At 43.7% G+C, this 15995-nt stretch carries 17 protein-coding genes; 8 read left to right on the top strand and 9 right to left on the bottom strand.

Going from position 1 to position 15995, the window contains the following annotated elements:
* Positions 1-78 precede the first annotated feature (78 nt).
* Complete coding sequence (locus OC538_RS11360) at positions 79-963, bottom strand: LysR family transcriptional regulator (protein ID WP_251695744.1); 885 nt, start codon at positions 961-963, stop codon at positions 79-81.
* 112 nt (positions 964-1075) lie between these two features.
* Between OC538_RS11360 and OC538_RS11355 the strand changes: the two genes are divergently transcribed.
* The 3 genes from OC538_RS11355 to OC538_RS11345 all read left to right on the top strand — a co-directional run bounded on the left by OC538_RS11355 (position 1076) and on the right by OC538_RS11345 (position 4129).
* Complete coding sequence (locus tag OC538_RS11355) at positions 1076-2269, top strand: coenzyme F420-0:L-glutamate ligase (protein WP_251695746.1); 1194 nt, start codon at positions 1076-1078, stop codon at positions 2267-2269.
* Between the two features lie 317 nt (positions 2270-2586).
* Complete coding sequence (locus OC538_RS11350; protein ID WP_251695748.1) at positions 2587-3132, top strand: sigma-70 family RNA polymerase sigma factor; 546 nt, start codon at positions 2587-2589, stop codon at positions 3130-3132.
* On the top strand, positions 3107-4129 hold the full coding sequence (locus OC538_RS11345; protein WP_251695750.1) for a DUF4179 domain-containing protein: 1023 nt from the start codon (positions 3107-3109) through the stop codon (positions 4127-4129). The genes OC538_RS11350 and OC538_RS11345 overlap by 26 nt, the downstream gene beginning before the upstream one ends.
* 372 nt (positions 4130-4501) lie before the next feature.
* On the opposite strand, the gene OC538_RS11340 is transcribed toward OC538_RS11345, so the two are convergent.
* A complete protein-coding gene (locus OC538_RS11340) occupies positions 4502-5212 on the bottom strand; it encodes a GNAT family N-acetyltransferase (protein WP_251695752.1) in 711 nt (236 codons plus the stop codon).
* A gap of 153 nt (positions 5213-5365) precedes the next feature.
* On the opposite strand from OC538_RS11340, the gene OC538_RS11335 reads away from it, so the two are divergent.
* Entirely contained in the window at positions 5366-5944 is a 579-nt protein-coding gene (locus tag OC538_RS11335; protein WP_251695754.1) for a hypothetical protein, read from the top strand.
* A 36-nt stretch (positions 5945-5980) separates the two neighbouring features.
* Here OC538_RS11335 and OC538_RS11330 read toward each other — a convergent pair whose 3' ends face one another.
* Positions 5981-6289 carry a DUF378 domain-containing protein gene (locus OC538_RS11330; protein WP_251695756.1) on the bottom strand — a complete coding sequence of 103 codons (309 nt, stop codon included), beginning with the start codon at positions 6287-6289 and terminating at the stop codon, positions 5981-5983.
* Between the two features lie 156 nt (positions 6290-6445).
* Here OC538_RS11330 and OC538_RS11325 point away from each other — a divergent pair, with 156 nt between their 5' ends.
* Both OC538_RS11325 and OC538_RS11320 read left to right on the top strand, forming a co-directional pair.
* Positions 6446-6925: a DUF1648 domain-containing protein gene (locus OC538_RS11325; RefSeq protein ID WP_251695758.1), complete on the top strand. Its 480-nt coding sequence runs from the start codon at positions 6446-6448 to the stop codon at positions 6923-6925.
* A gap of 212 nt (positions 6926-7137) precedes the next feature.
* A complete protein-coding gene (locus OC538_RS11320; RefSeq protein ID WP_251695760.1) occupies positions 7138-8547 on the top strand; it encodes a purine-cytosine permease family protein in 1410 nt (469 codons plus the stop codon).
* A 254-nt stretch (positions 8548-8801) separates the two neighbouring features.
* Here the strand turns inward: OC538_RS11320 and OC538_RS11315 are convergent, their stop codons facing one another.
* From OC538_RS11315 to OC538_RS11305, 3 genes are read right to left on the bottom strand one after another with little or no spacing between them, the layout of a single operon-like run.
* Positions 8802-9629: a MetQ/NlpA family ABC transporter substrate-binding protein gene (locus OC538_RS11315; protein ID WP_251695762.1), complete on the bottom strand. Its 828-nt coding sequence runs from the start codon at positions 9627-9629 to the stop codon at positions 8802-8804.
* A gap of 14 nt (positions 9630-9643) precedes the next feature.
* Entirely contained in the window at positions 9644-10306 is a 663-nt protein-coding gene (locus OC538_RS11310) for a methionine ABC transporter permease (protein ID WP_251695764.1), read from the bottom strand.
* Positions 10299-11048: a methionine ABC transporter ATP-binding protein gene (locus tag OC538_RS11305; RefSeq protein WP_251695766.1), complete on the bottom strand. Its 750-nt coding sequence runs from the start codon at positions 11046-11048 to the stop codon at positions 10299-10301. Before OC538_RS11305 ends, OC538_RS11310 begins: the two co-directional genes overlap by 8 nt.
* Before the next feature lie 199 nt (positions 11049-11247).
* On the opposite strand from OC538_RS11305, the gene OC538_RS11300 reads away from it, so the two are divergent.
* Positions 11248-11697 carry a GNAT family N-acetyltransferase gene (locus tag OC538_RS11300; RefSeq protein ID WP_251695768.1) on the top strand — a complete coding sequence of 150 codons (450 nt, stop codon included), beginning with the start codon at positions 11248-11250 and terminating at the stop codon, positions 11695-11697.
* Between the two features lie 53 nt (positions 11698-11750).
* Here the strand turns inward: OC538_RS11300 and OC538_RS11295 are convergent, their stop codons facing one another.
* Positions 11751-13403, bottom strand: coding sequence for a malate:quinone oxidoreductase (locus OC538_RS11295; protein WP_251695770.1), 1653 nt, complete (start codon positions 13401-13403; stop codon positions 11751-11753).
* A 388-nt stretch (positions 13404-13791) separates the two neighbouring features.
* On the opposite strand from OC538_RS11295, the gene OC538_RS11290 reads away from it, so the two are divergent.
* A complete protein-coding gene (locus tag OC538_RS11290; protein ID WP_251695771.1) occupies positions 13792-14493 on the top strand; it encodes a YjjG family noncanonical pyrimidine nucleotidase in 702 nt (233 codons plus the stop codon).
* A gap of 21 nt (positions 14494-14514) precedes the next feature.
* Here OC538_RS11290 and OC538_RS11285 read toward each other — a convergent pair whose 3' ends face one another.
* Together OC538_RS11285 and OC538_RS11280 are read right to left on the bottom strand one after the other, a co-directional pair.
* Entirely contained in the window at positions 14515-15261 is a 747-nt protein-coding gene (locus OC538_RS11285) for a DUF5694 domain-containing protein (protein WP_262175471.1), read from the bottom strand.
* Between the two features lie 21 nt (positions 15262-15282).
* Positions 15283-15951, bottom strand: coding sequence for an HAD family hydrolase (locus tag OC538_RS11280; RefSeq protein ID WP_251695776.1), 669 nt, complete (start codon positions 15949-15951; stop codon positions 15283-15285).
* Between the last annotated feature and the right edge of the window lie 44 nt (positions 15952-15995).

The raw sequence follows: 15995 nt of genomic DNA, 5'->3' as shown, positions 1-15995 counted from the left end.
GAAATAAAAGCTCATAAATCTCGCGAAATGCGCATAAACGGAAATAATTGCGCATAAATCAATAGCACGATCAACATATCATTCCCCTATAACAAGCTCCCAAAATCTAGTCGATGCCGGCGATAGCGGCACACTCTTCAACGAGCAGACGCCGATGCTTCGATGCGGAATCTGCTCCGTCAGCTCGACTTCATGGAGTGTTCCACTATCCAAATAGTCTATCGTGAACTCACGTGTGACACATGCTATCCCCATATTCATCCTTGCAAATTCAACGACGAGATCATGGGAGCCCAATTCGAACTCGGGCGAGAGCTTTACGCCTTTGGATAAAAAGTGATCTTCGACATATTTCCTCGAATTCGAACTTGGCTCAAGGAAGATGAGCGGCAGCTTGGCAAGTTCCCGGAATCCGACCGGCCTTGCAAGCAGCTTCCGATATTTATCTCCATAGACGAACGTATCGTGGATGTCCATGCAAGACGTTACATTCAACGTTGGGTCACTGACAGGCAAATTACAGACGACGATATCGACCTCCCCCGATTTCAGGAATGAAATAAGTTCGTCCGTCGTTCCATTCTCGATTTTCAATTTGATATTCGGATAACGAGAACGGAAGGCTTCCAGTTGGGGCAGGAGAAAGTATTTCGAAATCGTATCACCGACGCCGATTCGCAGCTCACCGGTTGTCAGATTTTTGAACTCGGCAATCTTTTCCTCACCGATTTCGATTAAATTGATGGCCGAATTAACATACTCCAAAAGAAGGCTTCCTTCGTTCGTCAATGTAACTCCTTTAGGCGTCCGGTTGAATAGTCGTGTGTCGAGCTCCCGTTCCAACTGCATAATCGATTGGCTGATGGCAGGTTGGGTCATAAAAAGTTCCTTTGCAGCCCCTGAAAAGCTTTCATTCTTACCGACAACACAAAAAATACGGTACAGATCTAATTTACTTACCATATAACCACCCCTTATACCCATCATTAGAACTATTAATTTTACTTATACCATTAATCAGTAGTATAGTACAAGAGGATTGTCAGTTAAGTTATACCGATAAGGAGCGATAACATTGGAAAGAGTAGTTGGAACGGTTGTCAGAGGTCTTCGTTGCCCGATTATCAATAAAGGGGACAATATTGAAGAAATCGTCGTGGATAGCGTGTTGAAAGCGGCGGAAGTCGAAGGATTTGCCATCAATGACAGAGATATCGTCACAATCACGGAATCCATCGTAGCTCGCGCTCAAGACAATTACGCGACAGTCGATCATATTGCGAAAGACGTTCAAGCAAAATTCGGCGACAGCACAATCGGCGTCATTTTTCCGATTCTTAGCCGCAACCGGTTTGCAATCTGTCTCCGCGGAATCGCGAAAGGTGCTGCGAAGAAAATCGTTTTGATGCTCAGCTATCCATCCGATGAAGTCGGCAATCACCTTGTCGATATTGATATGCTCGACGAAAAAGGCGTCAACCCATGGACGGACGTGCTGAATGAACAAGAATTCCGCAATCATTTCGGATACAATAAACATACATTCACTGGTATCGATTACATCGAGTATTATAAATCAATCGTTGAAGAATACGGCGTTGAATGCGAAGTCATCTTCTCGAACAACGCGAAGACGATTCTTGATTACACAAAAGACGTGCTCACTTGCGATATCCATACTCGTGAGAGAACAAAACGCATCTTGAAAGCGAATGGCGGCGAAAAGATCTACAGCCTTGATAATATCCTAGCCGAATCGGTCGATGGCAGTGGATTTAATGAAGCGTACGGACTTCTAGGCTCCAATAAGGCGACGGAAGACAGCGTAAAGCTGTTCCCACGCAATTGCCAGCCGGTCGTCGACACGATTCAAGCTTCATTGCAAGAAAAGACCGGCAAGCTAGTTGAAGTCATGGTTTACGGCGACGGTGCCTTCAAAGACCCAGTCGGCAAAATCTGGGAGCTCGCAGACCCTGTCGTGTCACCTGCCTATACAGCTGGCCTCGCAGGTACGCCGAACGAAATCAAATTGAAATACCTTGCAGACAACAACTTCGCTGATCTACGAGGCGAAGAGTTGAAAAAGGCGATCAATGAATTCATCGAGAACAAAGAAGAGGATCTCGTCGGTTCCATGGAATCCCAAGGGACGACACCACGGAAACTGACTGACCTCATCGGCTCACTGTCCGACCTCACTTCAGGCAGCGGTGATAAAGGTACCCCGATTGTGTTCATTCAAGGATATTTTGATAACTATACGAAATAAGATTGTGCCCTTGGTCATTGACTGAGGGCTTTTTCTTGTCGTTTTGGAGTTGTTCGTTCATTGCCCGGGCCGTTTTTTTGGATATCGGTCATTTCCCGGTGGATATCGGTCAATTTCAACTAGTTATCGGTCAGTTGCGGAGAGTTATCGGTCACTTCTTGAAAGTTATCGGTCAAATACATTGAGTTATCGTCATTTCGGGACTTAAGAATCACTTGGTTTCTAGTTCGGGTTTAGTGGCTGTTCTTTTTCACTCTTAAAATACTTGAAACGTTTCATCCATCCCGTTCACCTAATCTATAGAAGGTGGTGATTCCATGCCGAAAAAGGAAAGACTGGTGAAGAAAGCAATTAAAGGTGATCAGAACGCATTGCAGCTGCTTCTGAAAGAAGAGAAAGATAAGCTTTATAAAATGGCATTCATTTACATGAAAAATGAACATGATGCCCTGGAAGTATTTCAGCAAACCGTATTGGAAGTCATTGAATCAATACATCAACTAAGGAATCCGGAATATTTCAGCACGTGGGTGACGCGGATTTGCATCAATGTCTCGTTGAAGGAGATTCGTAAAAACAAAAAAATCGTTACAATGGAGAGCTATTCAATTCCTGACGTTATTCAGATTAGCGGCTCCATTGAAGAAAGACTGGATTTGACCAATGTCCTTTATGAATTGGATGACAAGTACAAATCTGTTCTCGTCTTGCGCTTTTTTCATGATTTCACGGTCAATCAGATTGCGGATATACTTGGGTGTCCTGAGGGCACTGTTAAAACGAACTTACATAGGGGTCTCGCCCTGTTGAAAACAAAATTGAAGGGAGTTTATATGGATGAAAGACGAAACGAAAATTATTAAAGACACGATGGAGGCCATTCCTGTACCGAGTGAGAAGCTGGATTCGATCATTGAGAATTCATTTAAATCAAATGCTCAATCCCGTAAAAGGACTGTCAAAAAGCGTGCTGGATATGTACTCGCCGCCACATTGGCAATTAGTATTTTAGGCGGGACGGTACTGTTGAATCCAGCGATGGCGAATATGATAAGCCAGCTGCCGGTCATCGGGAATGTGTTCGACTATTTCGGTTCAACTAGTAAACCTGCCTATAAGGAGTTCGGACAGCTTGCGACTGACGTCGGCCGGACTGCGAAAGATAAAGATGTTTTAATCAATATCGACCAAGGAGTCTTCGATGGGACGACAATCACTTTGGCAGTGACGGTACAAACAAATAAAAATTATGGCTCAACCTTATTTTTTGACGGCTGGCCTTCCGTTGAGGGCGAGTCTGCTGGAAATGCCGGCGCCTCCTTTGAGAGAGTGAAAGGATTAGGCTACGCAGGCATTATGACCATCACTCCCCATTTTGAGAAAACACCCGATGAGGTGGATATCAACTGGGAGCCGAAAGTGTTGCTTGGTGATAAAAAAGAGGTGAAAGGCGACTGGAAGTTAAACTTCTCTCTGCCTTTAATCGAACCCGAAGTGCTGACTTTGAATGAGCTAGTTGAAAAAGATGGTGTTGCCATCCAATTCAAGGAAGTGAGAAAGACACCGTTAACCTTCAATATTTACTATCAGCAATTGGTTGACCCTACATTGCTGGATGACTGGACGGCAGTCGAGGCGGAGCTGAAAGCCACAGATGATCTGGGGAATGAATACGAAGTTCCTTATAACGGCGGGTTTACTGAAGGTGGCGCCAGAACTCGCGAGGATCTCCAATGGAGCGCAACCATCCACAACATTGATCCGCAGGCGACTAAACTTATATTTCACCCGTTTGCGACCGTGAGCACGCTTGAAGGTTCGAAGAAAATTTATTTTGAAGACATTGAAGTAGAATTATAAATAGTAGCCCTACTGTCGGTCGTGTAAACATGACGGGCAGTTTTTTATCGATCATTTCTCAAGAGTTATCGATCAATTGCGGGAAGTTATCGGTCAATGTCACAAAGTTATCGGTCATCTACAGCGCGTTATCGGTCATTTTCACAATTTTATCGTCATTTCAGGACTTAATCACTAGTTAAGTTCTTCACTCCCATCGGCAATACCCTTCAAAATAGACTCTCAGCTAGTTGGATAGGGTAGTACATTCAATTTTCAAAGGAGGCGATTAAATGTTCATCCACTAACTGAAATTGACCTTTGGAGATTTGCCATCGCGAACACTTTAATAGAATCTCAAGCAAGCGCTGCAAGTACAAGTACGAGAGCTCTTCACCTATCAATCCGATAAATCCCTTTCCTGTCGCGCAAACGGCAGCCATTCCGCTCAAAAATGCCAATCATATGATGATTCACTTCATCCGTGCTCCCGACATAAGTCGCAGCACCGATTCCCTTCAGCAAATTGAGCGAAAGCCGGTGAAACACGGTTCCATACCCTTTCCCTCTCCATTCCGGCACAATCCCAAAATAAAACAGACGCCCCTCATCGACAGTTCCTTGCTCGATAATGGGGATGCTTAAACCAACCGGCTCGCCGGATTTCCGGAAGATAAAGCAAGATGCCCTCCATTCAGGTCCAAGTTCATTTTCGAGTGATTCCATCACCTGCTCGATTGTGAACAGTTTATTTTTATTTGCAGATCCACTGCGGCAACGCTCGTATAGCTCCGCAAAATCCGAATCCACCATTCCTCCGTCGCTTAACGGTTCGACAGTTATACCCGGGGCTGACGAAAAGGTTTCATTTAACTTCCGTGTATATTCCACAATCGTTGAGATTTTGCGGAAACCTTGTTCCAATAGTTTCTTTTCATGCACAGTATCCATCAACAACGATAAATAACCGACCTGTTCTTCCTTCCATTCACCTAGCAATCGATCAAATGCTTCCTCATATTTCTGCTTGGAAACCCCGTCCACCTTCACTTGATCAACAAGCCAATATTCATTTTCCTTCTCAACCCGATTAAATAAATTCACTTGTATATTCTCCTTCTCTGCATCCGCTTATAAGAAGTTTCGCCGGAGCATATACAGATTCCTGCTCGTCAGGCAAAGATTCAACTCCCCTTCCTTTGGGTAGGTTGAGTAGAGGTGACAAAATATTTGTTTGTTTGAAGAGAAGGGGCTGCTATGTTTGGATTTTCAGATTTAATTTCGTTGATCATCTCCGTCTTCATCATTCTGCCAGTCGTCACGTTCATTAGGGAATCCGGATATTTTATCATAAGTGCCATTTTCGGCGTCAAGAATCCAAGACTAACGATCGGATCGGGACCTCGTTTTAAAAAAATCGGCATTTTTGACATTCGAAGATATTATCACTTATATAGTTGGTTTTCTTTTGATTCCTTGAAAAGGGATGGAAAGTTCGCATATATATGCATTTACGCCGGGCCTATCCTCATTAATCTTGCGGTGGCTTTTGCCATCAATACTTTGCTGGCGAATGGTTTCTTGGAAGACTTTCGAACCTTTTGGGAACGCTTCATTTTTTATATATTTTATTATGTACTGTTGGATATTGTCCCAATGTTCACTGTGAATGGAAAACCGAACAATGGCATGGTTTTATACGAATTGCTCCGTTATGGAAAACGGACTGATTACAACACCGAGCCTATCATTCCCGCCACAACTGACGTGGAGGAAGAAGTTCAGGAACAAATGGAGAAAATCGAGGAAATTATTGAGGAAGAAAAAGAAGAGTGACAGCAGCCCACATTCGTGGGTTAGCTGTCACTCTTGTTATTGTTCGTCTTTATCAGATAACTTTCGTTCCTTCGTGAAGTCCGGTTCTTCTCCGAACTCAGTATAGGCCGGGGTGGAAGTGCGGCTCCGAGTCTCAACGACTTCCTTATTCTCATCCGGTTTAAATAAAAGACCTAAACAAATCAATCCGCTAATTGCTACAAGGGCATAAACCACCCTTGACATAAATGCATCCTGTCCGCCAAATAATGACGCAACCAAGTCAAATTGGAAAAAAGCGATCAATCCCCAATTCAATGCTCCTATGATAACCAATGCCAATGCAATACGTCGAAGCGCTCCCATACATATTCCTCCTCTATAAACAATTATAATTAGCTTTTGCTAAATGAGGATTTTCATACGTGCGAGGTGCTTCCAAATAAAACCAATTTTTCCTTATGATTAAATCCAAACGATGAAACTTCTGGGCAGAGCAACCGTAAATGAAAGGTAAAAGGAGTGTGGAAATTGAACAAGAAGCCTATTTTGGACATTCCGAAAACCTTGTCCGAAAAATTCTTGGATACTATAACGTCCCTCCTCTATTTAGCTGGCATCATGAGCAATCTTCCTGACCAAGTTCCTGCCCATTACAACGCATTGGGTGAGGTGAATCGCTGGGGATCGAAATGGGAGCTGATCCTGCTGCCCGGCATTGCTGCCTTTTTAGCTGTTATTATGACATTTCTTGAGAAACATCCCGAATGGCATAATTACAGGAAGTTGAATGAAAGTAATATCAAATTCCAATATAGGAATTCACGCTTGTTGATGAATGTCCTAAAGAATGAATGTGTCCTGCTTTTTGTGTTTCTCACGTACAAAACCGAGCAAGTGGCTTTAGGAAGTGTTGACTCACTTAGCATCGCCTTTTTGCCTATTTTCCTTGTCATTATTTTCGGATCGATGGTCTTCTTCATCATACGTTCATATAAATAATTATTATTGTTTTTTGTGGTTTTTTAGCAAAACAAAGATTGTTTTTAGATGGGAATTTTCACATTAACAAAGACCCGTTCGTCTAACGAAACACTTGGTTATTCTATTACTTTTTGATAAAATGGAGGGGTGAGCATTAATAAAAGAAGTTTGATTAAAAATATGCCTAAGGGCTGAAGGAGTGAGCGATTCACAATAAGGAGCTGGAATTTATGACAACAGAACAAACTACTACACTGCAACAAGACACAGGAGAAGAGGTCGTTCGGGATTATTCTTTAGACCGTGTACCTCGCGAGGAACGAAAAGCTAGCTGGCTTAGCATAACGAACATTACGTTCGGTATCGCTACAGCGATTTTTTACTTCCAAATGGGAAGTGTGATGGCACTTCAATTCGGAGCACCCAATGCCCTTTTATCCGCAGGCTACGCAATTATCGTGGCGGGTATACTCGGTACAGTCATTGTGTACTTATCTGCGAAAACCGGCATGAATGTGAACCTCCTATCGAGGGGCGGCGGCTTCGGCTATATTGGAGCATCTTTGACATCACTCATCTACGCATCGAATTTTATTATGTATTGTGCTTTTGAAGGCCTGATTCTAATATCAGCCGTACATCATTTTCTACCCTCCTTTCCGAAATGGGTTTTAATCCTCGTATTTGGACTCATTGTTATTCCTCTTAATTGGTTTGGAATTCAACAACTGGACAAGCTGCAAAAATGGTCATTACCAATTTTCATCCTCTTTTTGATCACTGCGATTGTCATTTCTTTTATCAAACCTGCTATTTATACGGGTCCTGTTTTCTCTTACATGCCAGAAGGAGTCCAGCTTGGCGGAACCGCGCTGCTGTTCTGCATCGGTATGCATAATGGGATTATGGGCTTGACCGCTCTTCTCGCTTCAGATTATGCCCGCTTTTTACGCCCTAAAGATATCAAAATTGGATCTTTAGCAATCGGGTTCATTCCTCAAATTTTTTGTTATGGCGTTATGGGAGGATTAGGCATCTGGTTCGGTGTCCGTTATTTGGAGTCGGATCCAGGCGTTTATATTGTACTGCTGCTCGGAATCGGTGGCGCGTTATTTACCATGTTGACGCAATTGCGTATTAATGTCACAAATATTTATAGTAGTTCACTCTCCTTATCAAACTTCTTTGAAAACATCTTCCGTTTCACCCCCGGCCGACGATTTTGGGTCGTTGTCTCCGCATTGACGGCGATTGCTCTAATGCTCGGCGGCATTGTAGACCATCTTGCTACGGTCATGACATTCCAAGGAGTCTTCCTGTTCTCATGGGCGTCCATCTTGGTGACGGATGCGCTAGTCGTAAAAAAATGGTTGAAAATTGGACCGAATTATTATGTTGCCACACAAGAGTATTTGTATAAGTGGAATCCGGTCGGCGTTGTTTCCCTCCTCGTTTCAAGTGTAATCGGCACAGTTGCCGCACTTGGCTATATGGGATTATTCCTCCAATCGACAGCTGCGTTTTTCGCTGCGGTGCTCGCCGCTATTTTGACGGTCATCATCGCGATACTGACAAAGGGCGCGTATTATTTGCAACAAGAACCAACTGATATTGTCGAAGAGGACAAACTGAAACGATGAATGAAAAGAGCCATGCCTCAATTGAATTGGGCATGGCTTTTTTAGGCAAACCAGGTGAGTCGGAAGTCCTGAAATGACAATATATCTTGGGAAATGATCGATAACTTTCGGGAAATGAACGATATCAGTCGTATGGTGATCGATATATCCCGTGAATTGATCGATATCTGTCCCGAAATGATCGATATCTTTTACGCGGCAAATGAAAGAGCCATTCCAAGTTGTAAATACAACCCGGAATGGCTCTTCTCACTTTATTCAAACGCCGGAATTGCGGTTTCGTCGTAGTTCTCTTCTAGAAACTTACGTACTTCAGGGCTTGTCATTGCATCTGCCAACTTTTGAATCGGCTCCCAGTCTTTATTGTCTTCACGTGCGATTAACGTGATTGCAAAGTCATTTTCGACTCCTTCTGTTAGCAATGCATCGCTCTTCGGTGTCAATCCAAGTGGCGCGGCATATGCCGGTGTCATAACAACTGCATCTGCATCGTCATACATACGCGCAAGCATCAGCAAATCGACTTCCTCGAACTTGTAGTTTTTCGGATTGTCGGTAATATCCGCTTTTGTATAATACGTGTCTTTCTTTTCACCTAATGTAATGACTTTATGCTGTGCGAGCAATGACAACGAACGGTCGATGTTTGAAACGTCGTTCGCCATTGCGATGACAGCACCTTCCGGCAGTTCATCAATTGACGCGAAGTCTTTGGAGTAGACACCGTAATTCGCAAAGTAGATCGGTGTAATCGGAACTAAGTTTGCATTATTATTACGGTTGAATTCCTCCATATACGGAACGTGCTGGAAGAAGTTCGCATCCACTTCTTTCGCTGCAAGTGCGCTATTCGGCTGGACATTATCACCTAATACAACAACTTCTAGTTCGATTCCTTCCTCAGCAAGCTTCGGTTTTACTAGCTCAAGAATTTCCGTCATTGGAGGGATCAAGGAAGCGACTTTCAACGTCACTGTTTCATCTTTCTCTTCTACTTTAGCAGGGGTATCCGCTGCTTTATCCTTGCCGCAGCCTGCTAATAAAATAATTAGCATAGTCGCCAGCATCATTAGCTTTTTCATGTTGTTTCCTCCTGTTATCGTTTATCTATCACTCTTGATACAGTTGTCCCCGTAAATTGGATGAGCTGCACCAGTATGACCATTATGATAATCATGTACATCATTAAATCCGTTTTAAATTGCTGGTAACCGTACCGGATGGCAAAGTCTCCAATGCCGCCGCCGCCGACGACACCCATTATCGTTGAATACGATATGAAACTGATGATCGACGTCGTTAATCCTAAAACGAGTCCTGAGCGGGCCTCGACGTATAAGAATTTAAAGATGACCTGCCTGACCGACGCCCCCATAGCGATTGCCGCCTCCATTACCCCTTTCGGCACGTCGAGTAACGATTGTTCAACGAGACGGGAATAATGCGCAATGGCGATTATCGATAACGGCACGGTTGCGGCCGTCGTTCCGATGGCGGTTCCGATGAGCATCCTTGTGAACGGGATGAGGAAGACGACCAATAATAGGAACGGGAATGAACGGACGGTATTCACCAATAAATTCAATACTGAAAAGACAACCGGGTTCTCATAGACTTGCCCTTTCCTGCACAAAAAGAGCAATGTGCCAACAGGGAGCCCGACTAACACGGCCGCAGCGATTGAAACCCCGACCATTATAAAGGTCTCCCCTATTGAACTCCAAATTTCCGCTTCGTATTGAAGCAAGACGTCAGGCATGACCCACGTCACCGTCCTTTGTCAGCTGTTCCACAAAGAATTTGGGGCTATTGTTCATCATTCCAATCCCTTTCGGCTGCATGGAAACCGTATCGTACACTTGTCCTTCATTCATGACTGTGACACGGTTGCAGATGCTTTTGATCACTTCCATCTCATGGCTGACAATGACGATCGTCACTCCGAAGCTCCTGTTAATGTTTTGCAACACAGTTAGAATTTCTGCAGACGTATTCGGATCGAGTGAGGATGTCGGTTCATCGCATAGCAAAACTTGCGGATTGTTCGCCAATGCCCTGGCGATTGCCACACGCTGCTTTTGCCCGCCGCTCAATTGGGCAGGGTACTTGTCCTTATAACTTTCCAATCCGACAAACTGAAGACATTCCACCACTCGGGATCGGCGACCTTTTCTAGGGAATTTAGCCAACTCCAACGATGCAGCGACGTTATCATACACTGTTTTATTTGCCACTAAATTAAAATGCTGAAATATCATCCCGATCGATTTTCTCGCCTCGCGGAGTTGTTTGCCGTTCAAGTTTGTCAGCGTCTGATGATTGACCAACACTTCCCCGCCGTCTGGACTTTCTAACAAATTTATCAGTCGTAGAAGCGTCGATTTGCCGGCGCCGCTCGCCCCGATAATGCCATGAATTTCGCCTTTTTCTATTGATAAGGAGACTGATTGAATAGCCTGAAAACCCGAATAACTTTTACTGATATTATGTAATGTAATCATAAAAAAATCCCCTTTCCACGATTTGAAGGGTGATTGCGACGTTATCTATTATAACCCAATCTGACTAGGCTGTCATATTATCATTATATACTATTATTGGTAATTCCAAACTGCTCCTGGGTATTGAAAAAGTTTCCTGTTCTAAAAAGTTAGGCTTCCAAGGCCGCCAAATTATCGATTATAATTTAGCAAAGGGGAGATGAACATGCTGCATTTAGAATCAATTACGAAGGATAATTGGGTGAAAGCCATATCACTTCGCGTTCGGGAAGATCAAGTGAATTTCGTAGCGTCAAATACGGTGTCGCTTGCCCAGTTGAATTTCCTTGAAAACTTTTACGCTAAAGGAATTTACCTTGGCGAGGAAATGATCGGATTTGCGCTTTACGGTATCGATGAAGACGATCACGAGTATTGGATTTACCGTATGATGATTGATCAAAAACATCAGGGAAAAGGGCATGGAAAAGTAGCAATCCAACTTGTAATAGATGACATTAAGGCGATAAAGGAAGATCACCATCATACAATCACGCTTTCTTATGAGCCGGCGAATGAACATGCAAAACGTATTTATGAAAAAATGGGGTTCAAAGAAATTGAGGGGCTCATTATTAGCGACGAACAAGTTGCCCGCTATACATTCTGAACATGCAAAAAAGCTGACTTCGGCACGATGCCGCCGAGTCAGCTTTTCATATTTCACTCTTTTTTACTTGGCTCTTCTTCTACAACCAACGTATCATCTACGTTCGGTACTTCCCTGTCTACTCCCAGGGCTGGGTCTTGCTCGGTATCCCCGGTTTCAACAACAACAGACTCTTCTACCAATGACTCTGTTTCTTCATTTGAAGATTCCTGTTCATCTGTTTGGTACACAAGACCAAGCGCCTGCGCAGTTGTCGCATGGATTTCCTTAAGGAGATTCGGATTGTTGACGAGCGACAAGCCATAAGAAGGAATCATTTCTTTGATTTTCGGTTCCCACTCTTTGATGTGTTGTGGAAAACATCTATTTAGAATTTCCAGCATGACGTGAACGGCGGTGGAAGCTCCTGGGGAGGCTCCGAGCAATGCAGCGATCGAGCCGTCTGAAGCATTGACGACTTCCGTACCGAATTGAAGCGTCCCTTTGCCGCCCGCCTCCGTGTCTTTGATGACTTGGACGCGTTGACCGGCTACGACGGTATCCCAATCCTCGCTTTTCGCGCTCGGGATGAAGCCGCGCAACTCCTCTATCCGCTGTTCCTTCGATAGCATCAGTTGCTGTATCAAGTATTTCGTCAATGACATTTCTTTCGCGCCTGCCGCCAACATCGTAAAGACATTGCTCGGTTTCACGGAAGTGATGAGATCCATATTGGAGCCCGTTTTCAGGAACTTCGGCGAGAAGCCGGCGAACGGTCCGAACAACAATGATTTTTGATTATCAATATATCTTGTATCTAGATGCGGAACAGACATCGGCGGAGCACCTACCGAAGCTTTGCCGTAAACTTTCGCGTGGTGCTGCTCGACAATCTCGGGATTTTTGCACACTAGGAAGAGACCGCTTACCGGGAATCCCCCAATATGCTTTCCTTCAGGAATACCGGATTTTTGCAAGAGATGTAAACTTCCTCCTCCGGCACCGATAAAGACGAATTTCGCGGTATGGCGTTCAACAGCTCCGCTATCGAGATTTTTCACTTTCAGTTCCCACAGACCATCGGCTGTACGTTTCAATTGGTTCACACTATGGTTATAGTTTATATCAACATTACTATTCTTTAAATGGTTAAATAACATGCGTGTCAAAGCGCCAAAGTTAACGTCCGTGCCAGTATCAATCTTTGTCGCTGCCAGTGGTTCATTCACGGTCCTGTCTTTCATCATGAGCGGAAGCCATTCCTTCAACTGCTCAGGGTCATCGGAGAATTCCATCCCTTCGAACAGCGGATTATTGGAAAGCGCTTCAAAACGCTTTCTCAAAAACTCAACATTGTCTTTCCCGTGCACATAGCTCATATGAGGCAATGGCATAATGAAGTCTTCTGGATTACTGATCAATTGATTATTCACGAGATAAGACCAAAACTGCATAGAAAGCTGGAACTGTTCGTTGACCTTTATTGCTTTACTAATATCTAAAGTTCCGTCTGGCTTTTCATTGGTGTAGTTGAGCTCGCACAGTGCAGCATGTCCAGTCCCCGCATTGTTCCATTCATTGGAGCTTTCCTCTCCTGCGCCCGGGAGCTTCTCAAACACTGTAATTTTCCAGTCCGGTGCCAATTCCTTCAACATTGTTCCCAAAGTTGCACTCATGATTCCGGCGCCAATTAAGATGACGTCTGTTTTTGTTTCTCCGTTGCTCATTTTTATCATCCTTATACCCTAGTTTTGCAGAAAGGATGTAGACGCTCCTTCTTAGGCGTCAAAACAAGACAAGACGCGAGCTAGGAACACACCTTTTCTGTTCAATAATAACCTCATATATTATATCACAATCTTTTGTCAGAATGCCCCCATATGCATAATTGTTTAATTGTTTAGGTGAATTGTTTGGGTGCCTGTGCATGGTGCAATTATGACTATTCAACCCAACGTATGAATATACCGAGGGACGAAAACCAAACTACATCGTGAGTGGGTTTACCCTTTTCTTCATGCAATTGTAGTTCATAATCTGAATTGTTTGTTGCACAGGCACCTAAGTCCAGTGTTATACTAGAGACACAGCTTTCGTCAGTCAGGAGATGTGAGAATGAGATACGATGTGTTTTTATTCGATTTGGATGATACGTTGATGGATTTTGGTGAGACAGAAAAACATGCGTTTACGAATGTGTTCACTACGCACGGTTTACCGAACGCATTGGCGGATTTCAGGGATACGTACAGGGCAGTCAGCACGGTGCTTTGGGAGGATTTGGAGCAAGGTAGGATAACGCTTGCGGAGCTGAAAACGGAGCGGTTCAGACGGTTGTTCCTTGAACATGGTCTTGATATGGATGCAGAACAGTTCGGCCAATTGTATCTTGATTATTTAGGGAAAGAAGTCCACTTGATCGACGGAGTGGCATCAATGCTTCGTTCTCTGAAGGGTGCCAGGATTGCGGTTTTGACGAACGGCTTCAAAGAAGTTCAATTGGCTCGTATTGCCGCTTCCGGTCTAGCCGACACGTTTGAAGCAATCTTCACATCCGAAGAGATCGGTTACCAAAAGCCACAGCCTGAAATTTTCGAACATGTATTCAAGCAGCTGCAAATCAAAGACAAATCACGCGTCCTGATGATAGGAGACTCACTTTCGTCGGATATCCGCGGAGGCAATAACTACGGCATCGATACATGCTGGTACAATCCGAAACGAAAAGAGAATAATGGCTTGGCTCAGCCTACTTATGAAATTCATGATTGGAAAGAGTTTCACTCCATAAATGCTCAAACGATTGCGTCCAATTAAAGGATGCGATCGTTTTTTGGATTACTGTAAGTATGACTGCACGGACACAGTTTCGAAAAGCCCGCTCTCTTTGACGAAGTTCTCGACAATCCTGACATGGGAGCCGCCAACGATGAAGAGGATGCGGTCGTCTGGAGTAGTGACCAAATCCGAGAGATTCGAGAATAGGATGAGGTTGCGTTGATACCACCAAATCAGCCAGTCCATGCCGACATATTGCTTGGTGTCTTTAATGCGCGCCATATTCACATAGCTGCGATGAAGTTGTTCGACTACTTCCGGCTGATTGTAATAAAGGAGTAGATCATTGACACTCTTTCCTACGGTTGTTAACTCAAGTCGGTACAACGGCCCAAATAATTCTTCATACAACTTGGGCTGATGCTCTTTCGCCCATTCAGCAACTTCACTGCTCTCTCTCTGAAGAGCACCTTGTTCCATCCAATCGACCGCGTAAACTTCCTGATGCCCCATCTGTTTTGCCAGTCTGTATCCAATCTGGTCGATTTCGTTTTCCATCAAGTGATAGTCACCCTTTAAAAAGCCTGTAAACTCCTCATTGAGAGTACCATTCCGTTTCTTCTCAACTTCCAAAGCGATTTTCGTAGGCTTGAAATCTTTTAAACGGTCGACCACCTCTTTGATCTCTTTCTGCCTTTGTACTGATAGCATACTGTCCTTCTCTATTTCTATCATATCTAAAGTCGAACCCATGTGAAATGTTCCTAAAATCATAATTGTAGGCTTGCTCATTGCTTTTAGCCGCAACTGTATTACCCCCTTTTTTTCTTACGAGACACTTATCTTCTCTATAATCAAAGGCACTTCTGCCAAATCATCAACGATAAAATCGGCTTCCACTGCATTCCATTGAAGATCCCTTTTCCAAACCCCAATCATTCCAACATTCTTAGCAGCTTCTACATCATTTACAGGATGATCCCCTACAAATATGCTTTCAGTAGGCGAAACATTTAACCGCTCCAATGCTCTTTCAAATATTTGTGAATCAGGTTTTTTTATGCCTTCCCATTCGGATACTAAAATAACATCAAAATAGTGCTCAATGCCAAGCGCTCTTATGTTGTCCATTTGAAACTGCCCTTTACCGTTCGTGATGATCCCCAACTTCAAATCCATTCTTTTTATCTCCTCCAACATTTCGATAAGACCAAGGAAAGGCACGCAGTTGTTCTGGAATTCATCGACATAATCTTGAAGTAGTTCCTCCCACGTTATATCCGTAACCTTAAATTCATCAACTAGCTGTTGATAAACTTTATCTTTCCATACATATCCACGGTTATCCAATTCGATGAACCTTGCTGCAAACTGCTCCCTTGGAATATGGCCTACGAATCTATGTAACCTGCCGTATTGATTGTCGATAAACAATTTCACAGATTCATCTCGGTTCAATAGCGTTCCGTCTAAGTCGAAGATCGCTGCTTTAATCAATATCAAATCACTCCAAACTTTTTAAATGCAAAAGCAATACTATT

The sequence above is a fragment of the Saccharococcus sp. Marseille-Q5394 genome (assembly GCF_946901335.1).
GTDB lineage: Bacteria > Bacillota > Bacilli > Bacillales_A > Planococcaceae > Sporosarcina > Sporosarcina luteola_C.
The sequence above is the reverse complement of the archived record's forward strand: the minus strand, read 5'-3'. Positions and strand labels throughout refer to the sequence as shown.

Excerpts from the sequence above, each read along its gene's own strand:
- OC538_RS11350 (WP_251695748.1), top strand. The coding sequence starts at position 2,587 with ATGCCGAAAAAGGAAAGACTGGTGAAGAAAGCAATTAAAGGTGATCAG.
- OC538_RS11335 (WP_251695754.1), top strand. The coding sequence starts at position 5,366 with ATGTTTGGATTTTCAGATTTAATTTCGTTGATCATCTCCGTCTTCATC.
- OC538_RS11290 (WP_251695771.1), top strand. The coding sequence starts at position 13,792 with ATGAGATACGATGTGTTTTTATTCGATTTGGATGATACGTTGATGGAT.
- OC538_RS11310 (WP_251695764.1), bottom strand. The coding sequence starts at position 10,306 with ATGCCTGACGTCTTGCTTCAATACGAAGCGGAAATTTGGAGTTCAATA.
- OC538_RS11295 (WP_251695770.1), bottom strand. The coding sequence starts at position 13,403 with ATGAGCAACGGAGAAACAAAAACAGACGTCATCTTAATTGGCGCCGGA.
- OC538_RS11305 (WP_251695766.1), bottom strand. The coding sequence starts at position 11,048 with ATGATTACATTACATAATATCAGTAAAAGTTATTCGGGTTTTCAGGCT.
- OC538_RS11360 (WP_251695744.1), bottom strand. The coding sequence starts at position 963 with ATGGTAAGTAAATTAGATCTGTACCGTATTTTTTGTGTTGTCGGTAAG.
- OC538_RS11315 (WP_251695762.1), bottom strand. The coding sequence starts at position 9,629 with ATGAAAAAGCTAATGATGCTGGCGACTATGCTAATTATTTTATTAGCA.
- OC538_RS11345 (WP_251695750.1), top strand. The coding sequence starts at position 3,107 with ATGAAAGACGAAACGAAAATTATTAAAGACACGATGGAGGCCATTCCT.
- OC538_RS11330 (WP_251695756.1), bottom strand. The coding sequence starts at position 6,289 with ATGGGAGCGCTTCGACGTATTGCATTGGCATTGGTTATCATAGGAGCA.
- OC538_RS11300 (WP_251695768.1), top strand. The coding sequence starts at position 11,248 with ATGAACATGCTGCATTTAGAATCAATTACGAAGGATAATTGGGTGAAA.
- OC538_RS11320 (WP_251695760.1), top strand. The coding sequence starts at position 7,138 with ATGACAACAGAACAAACTACTACACTGCAACAAGACACAGGAGAAGAG.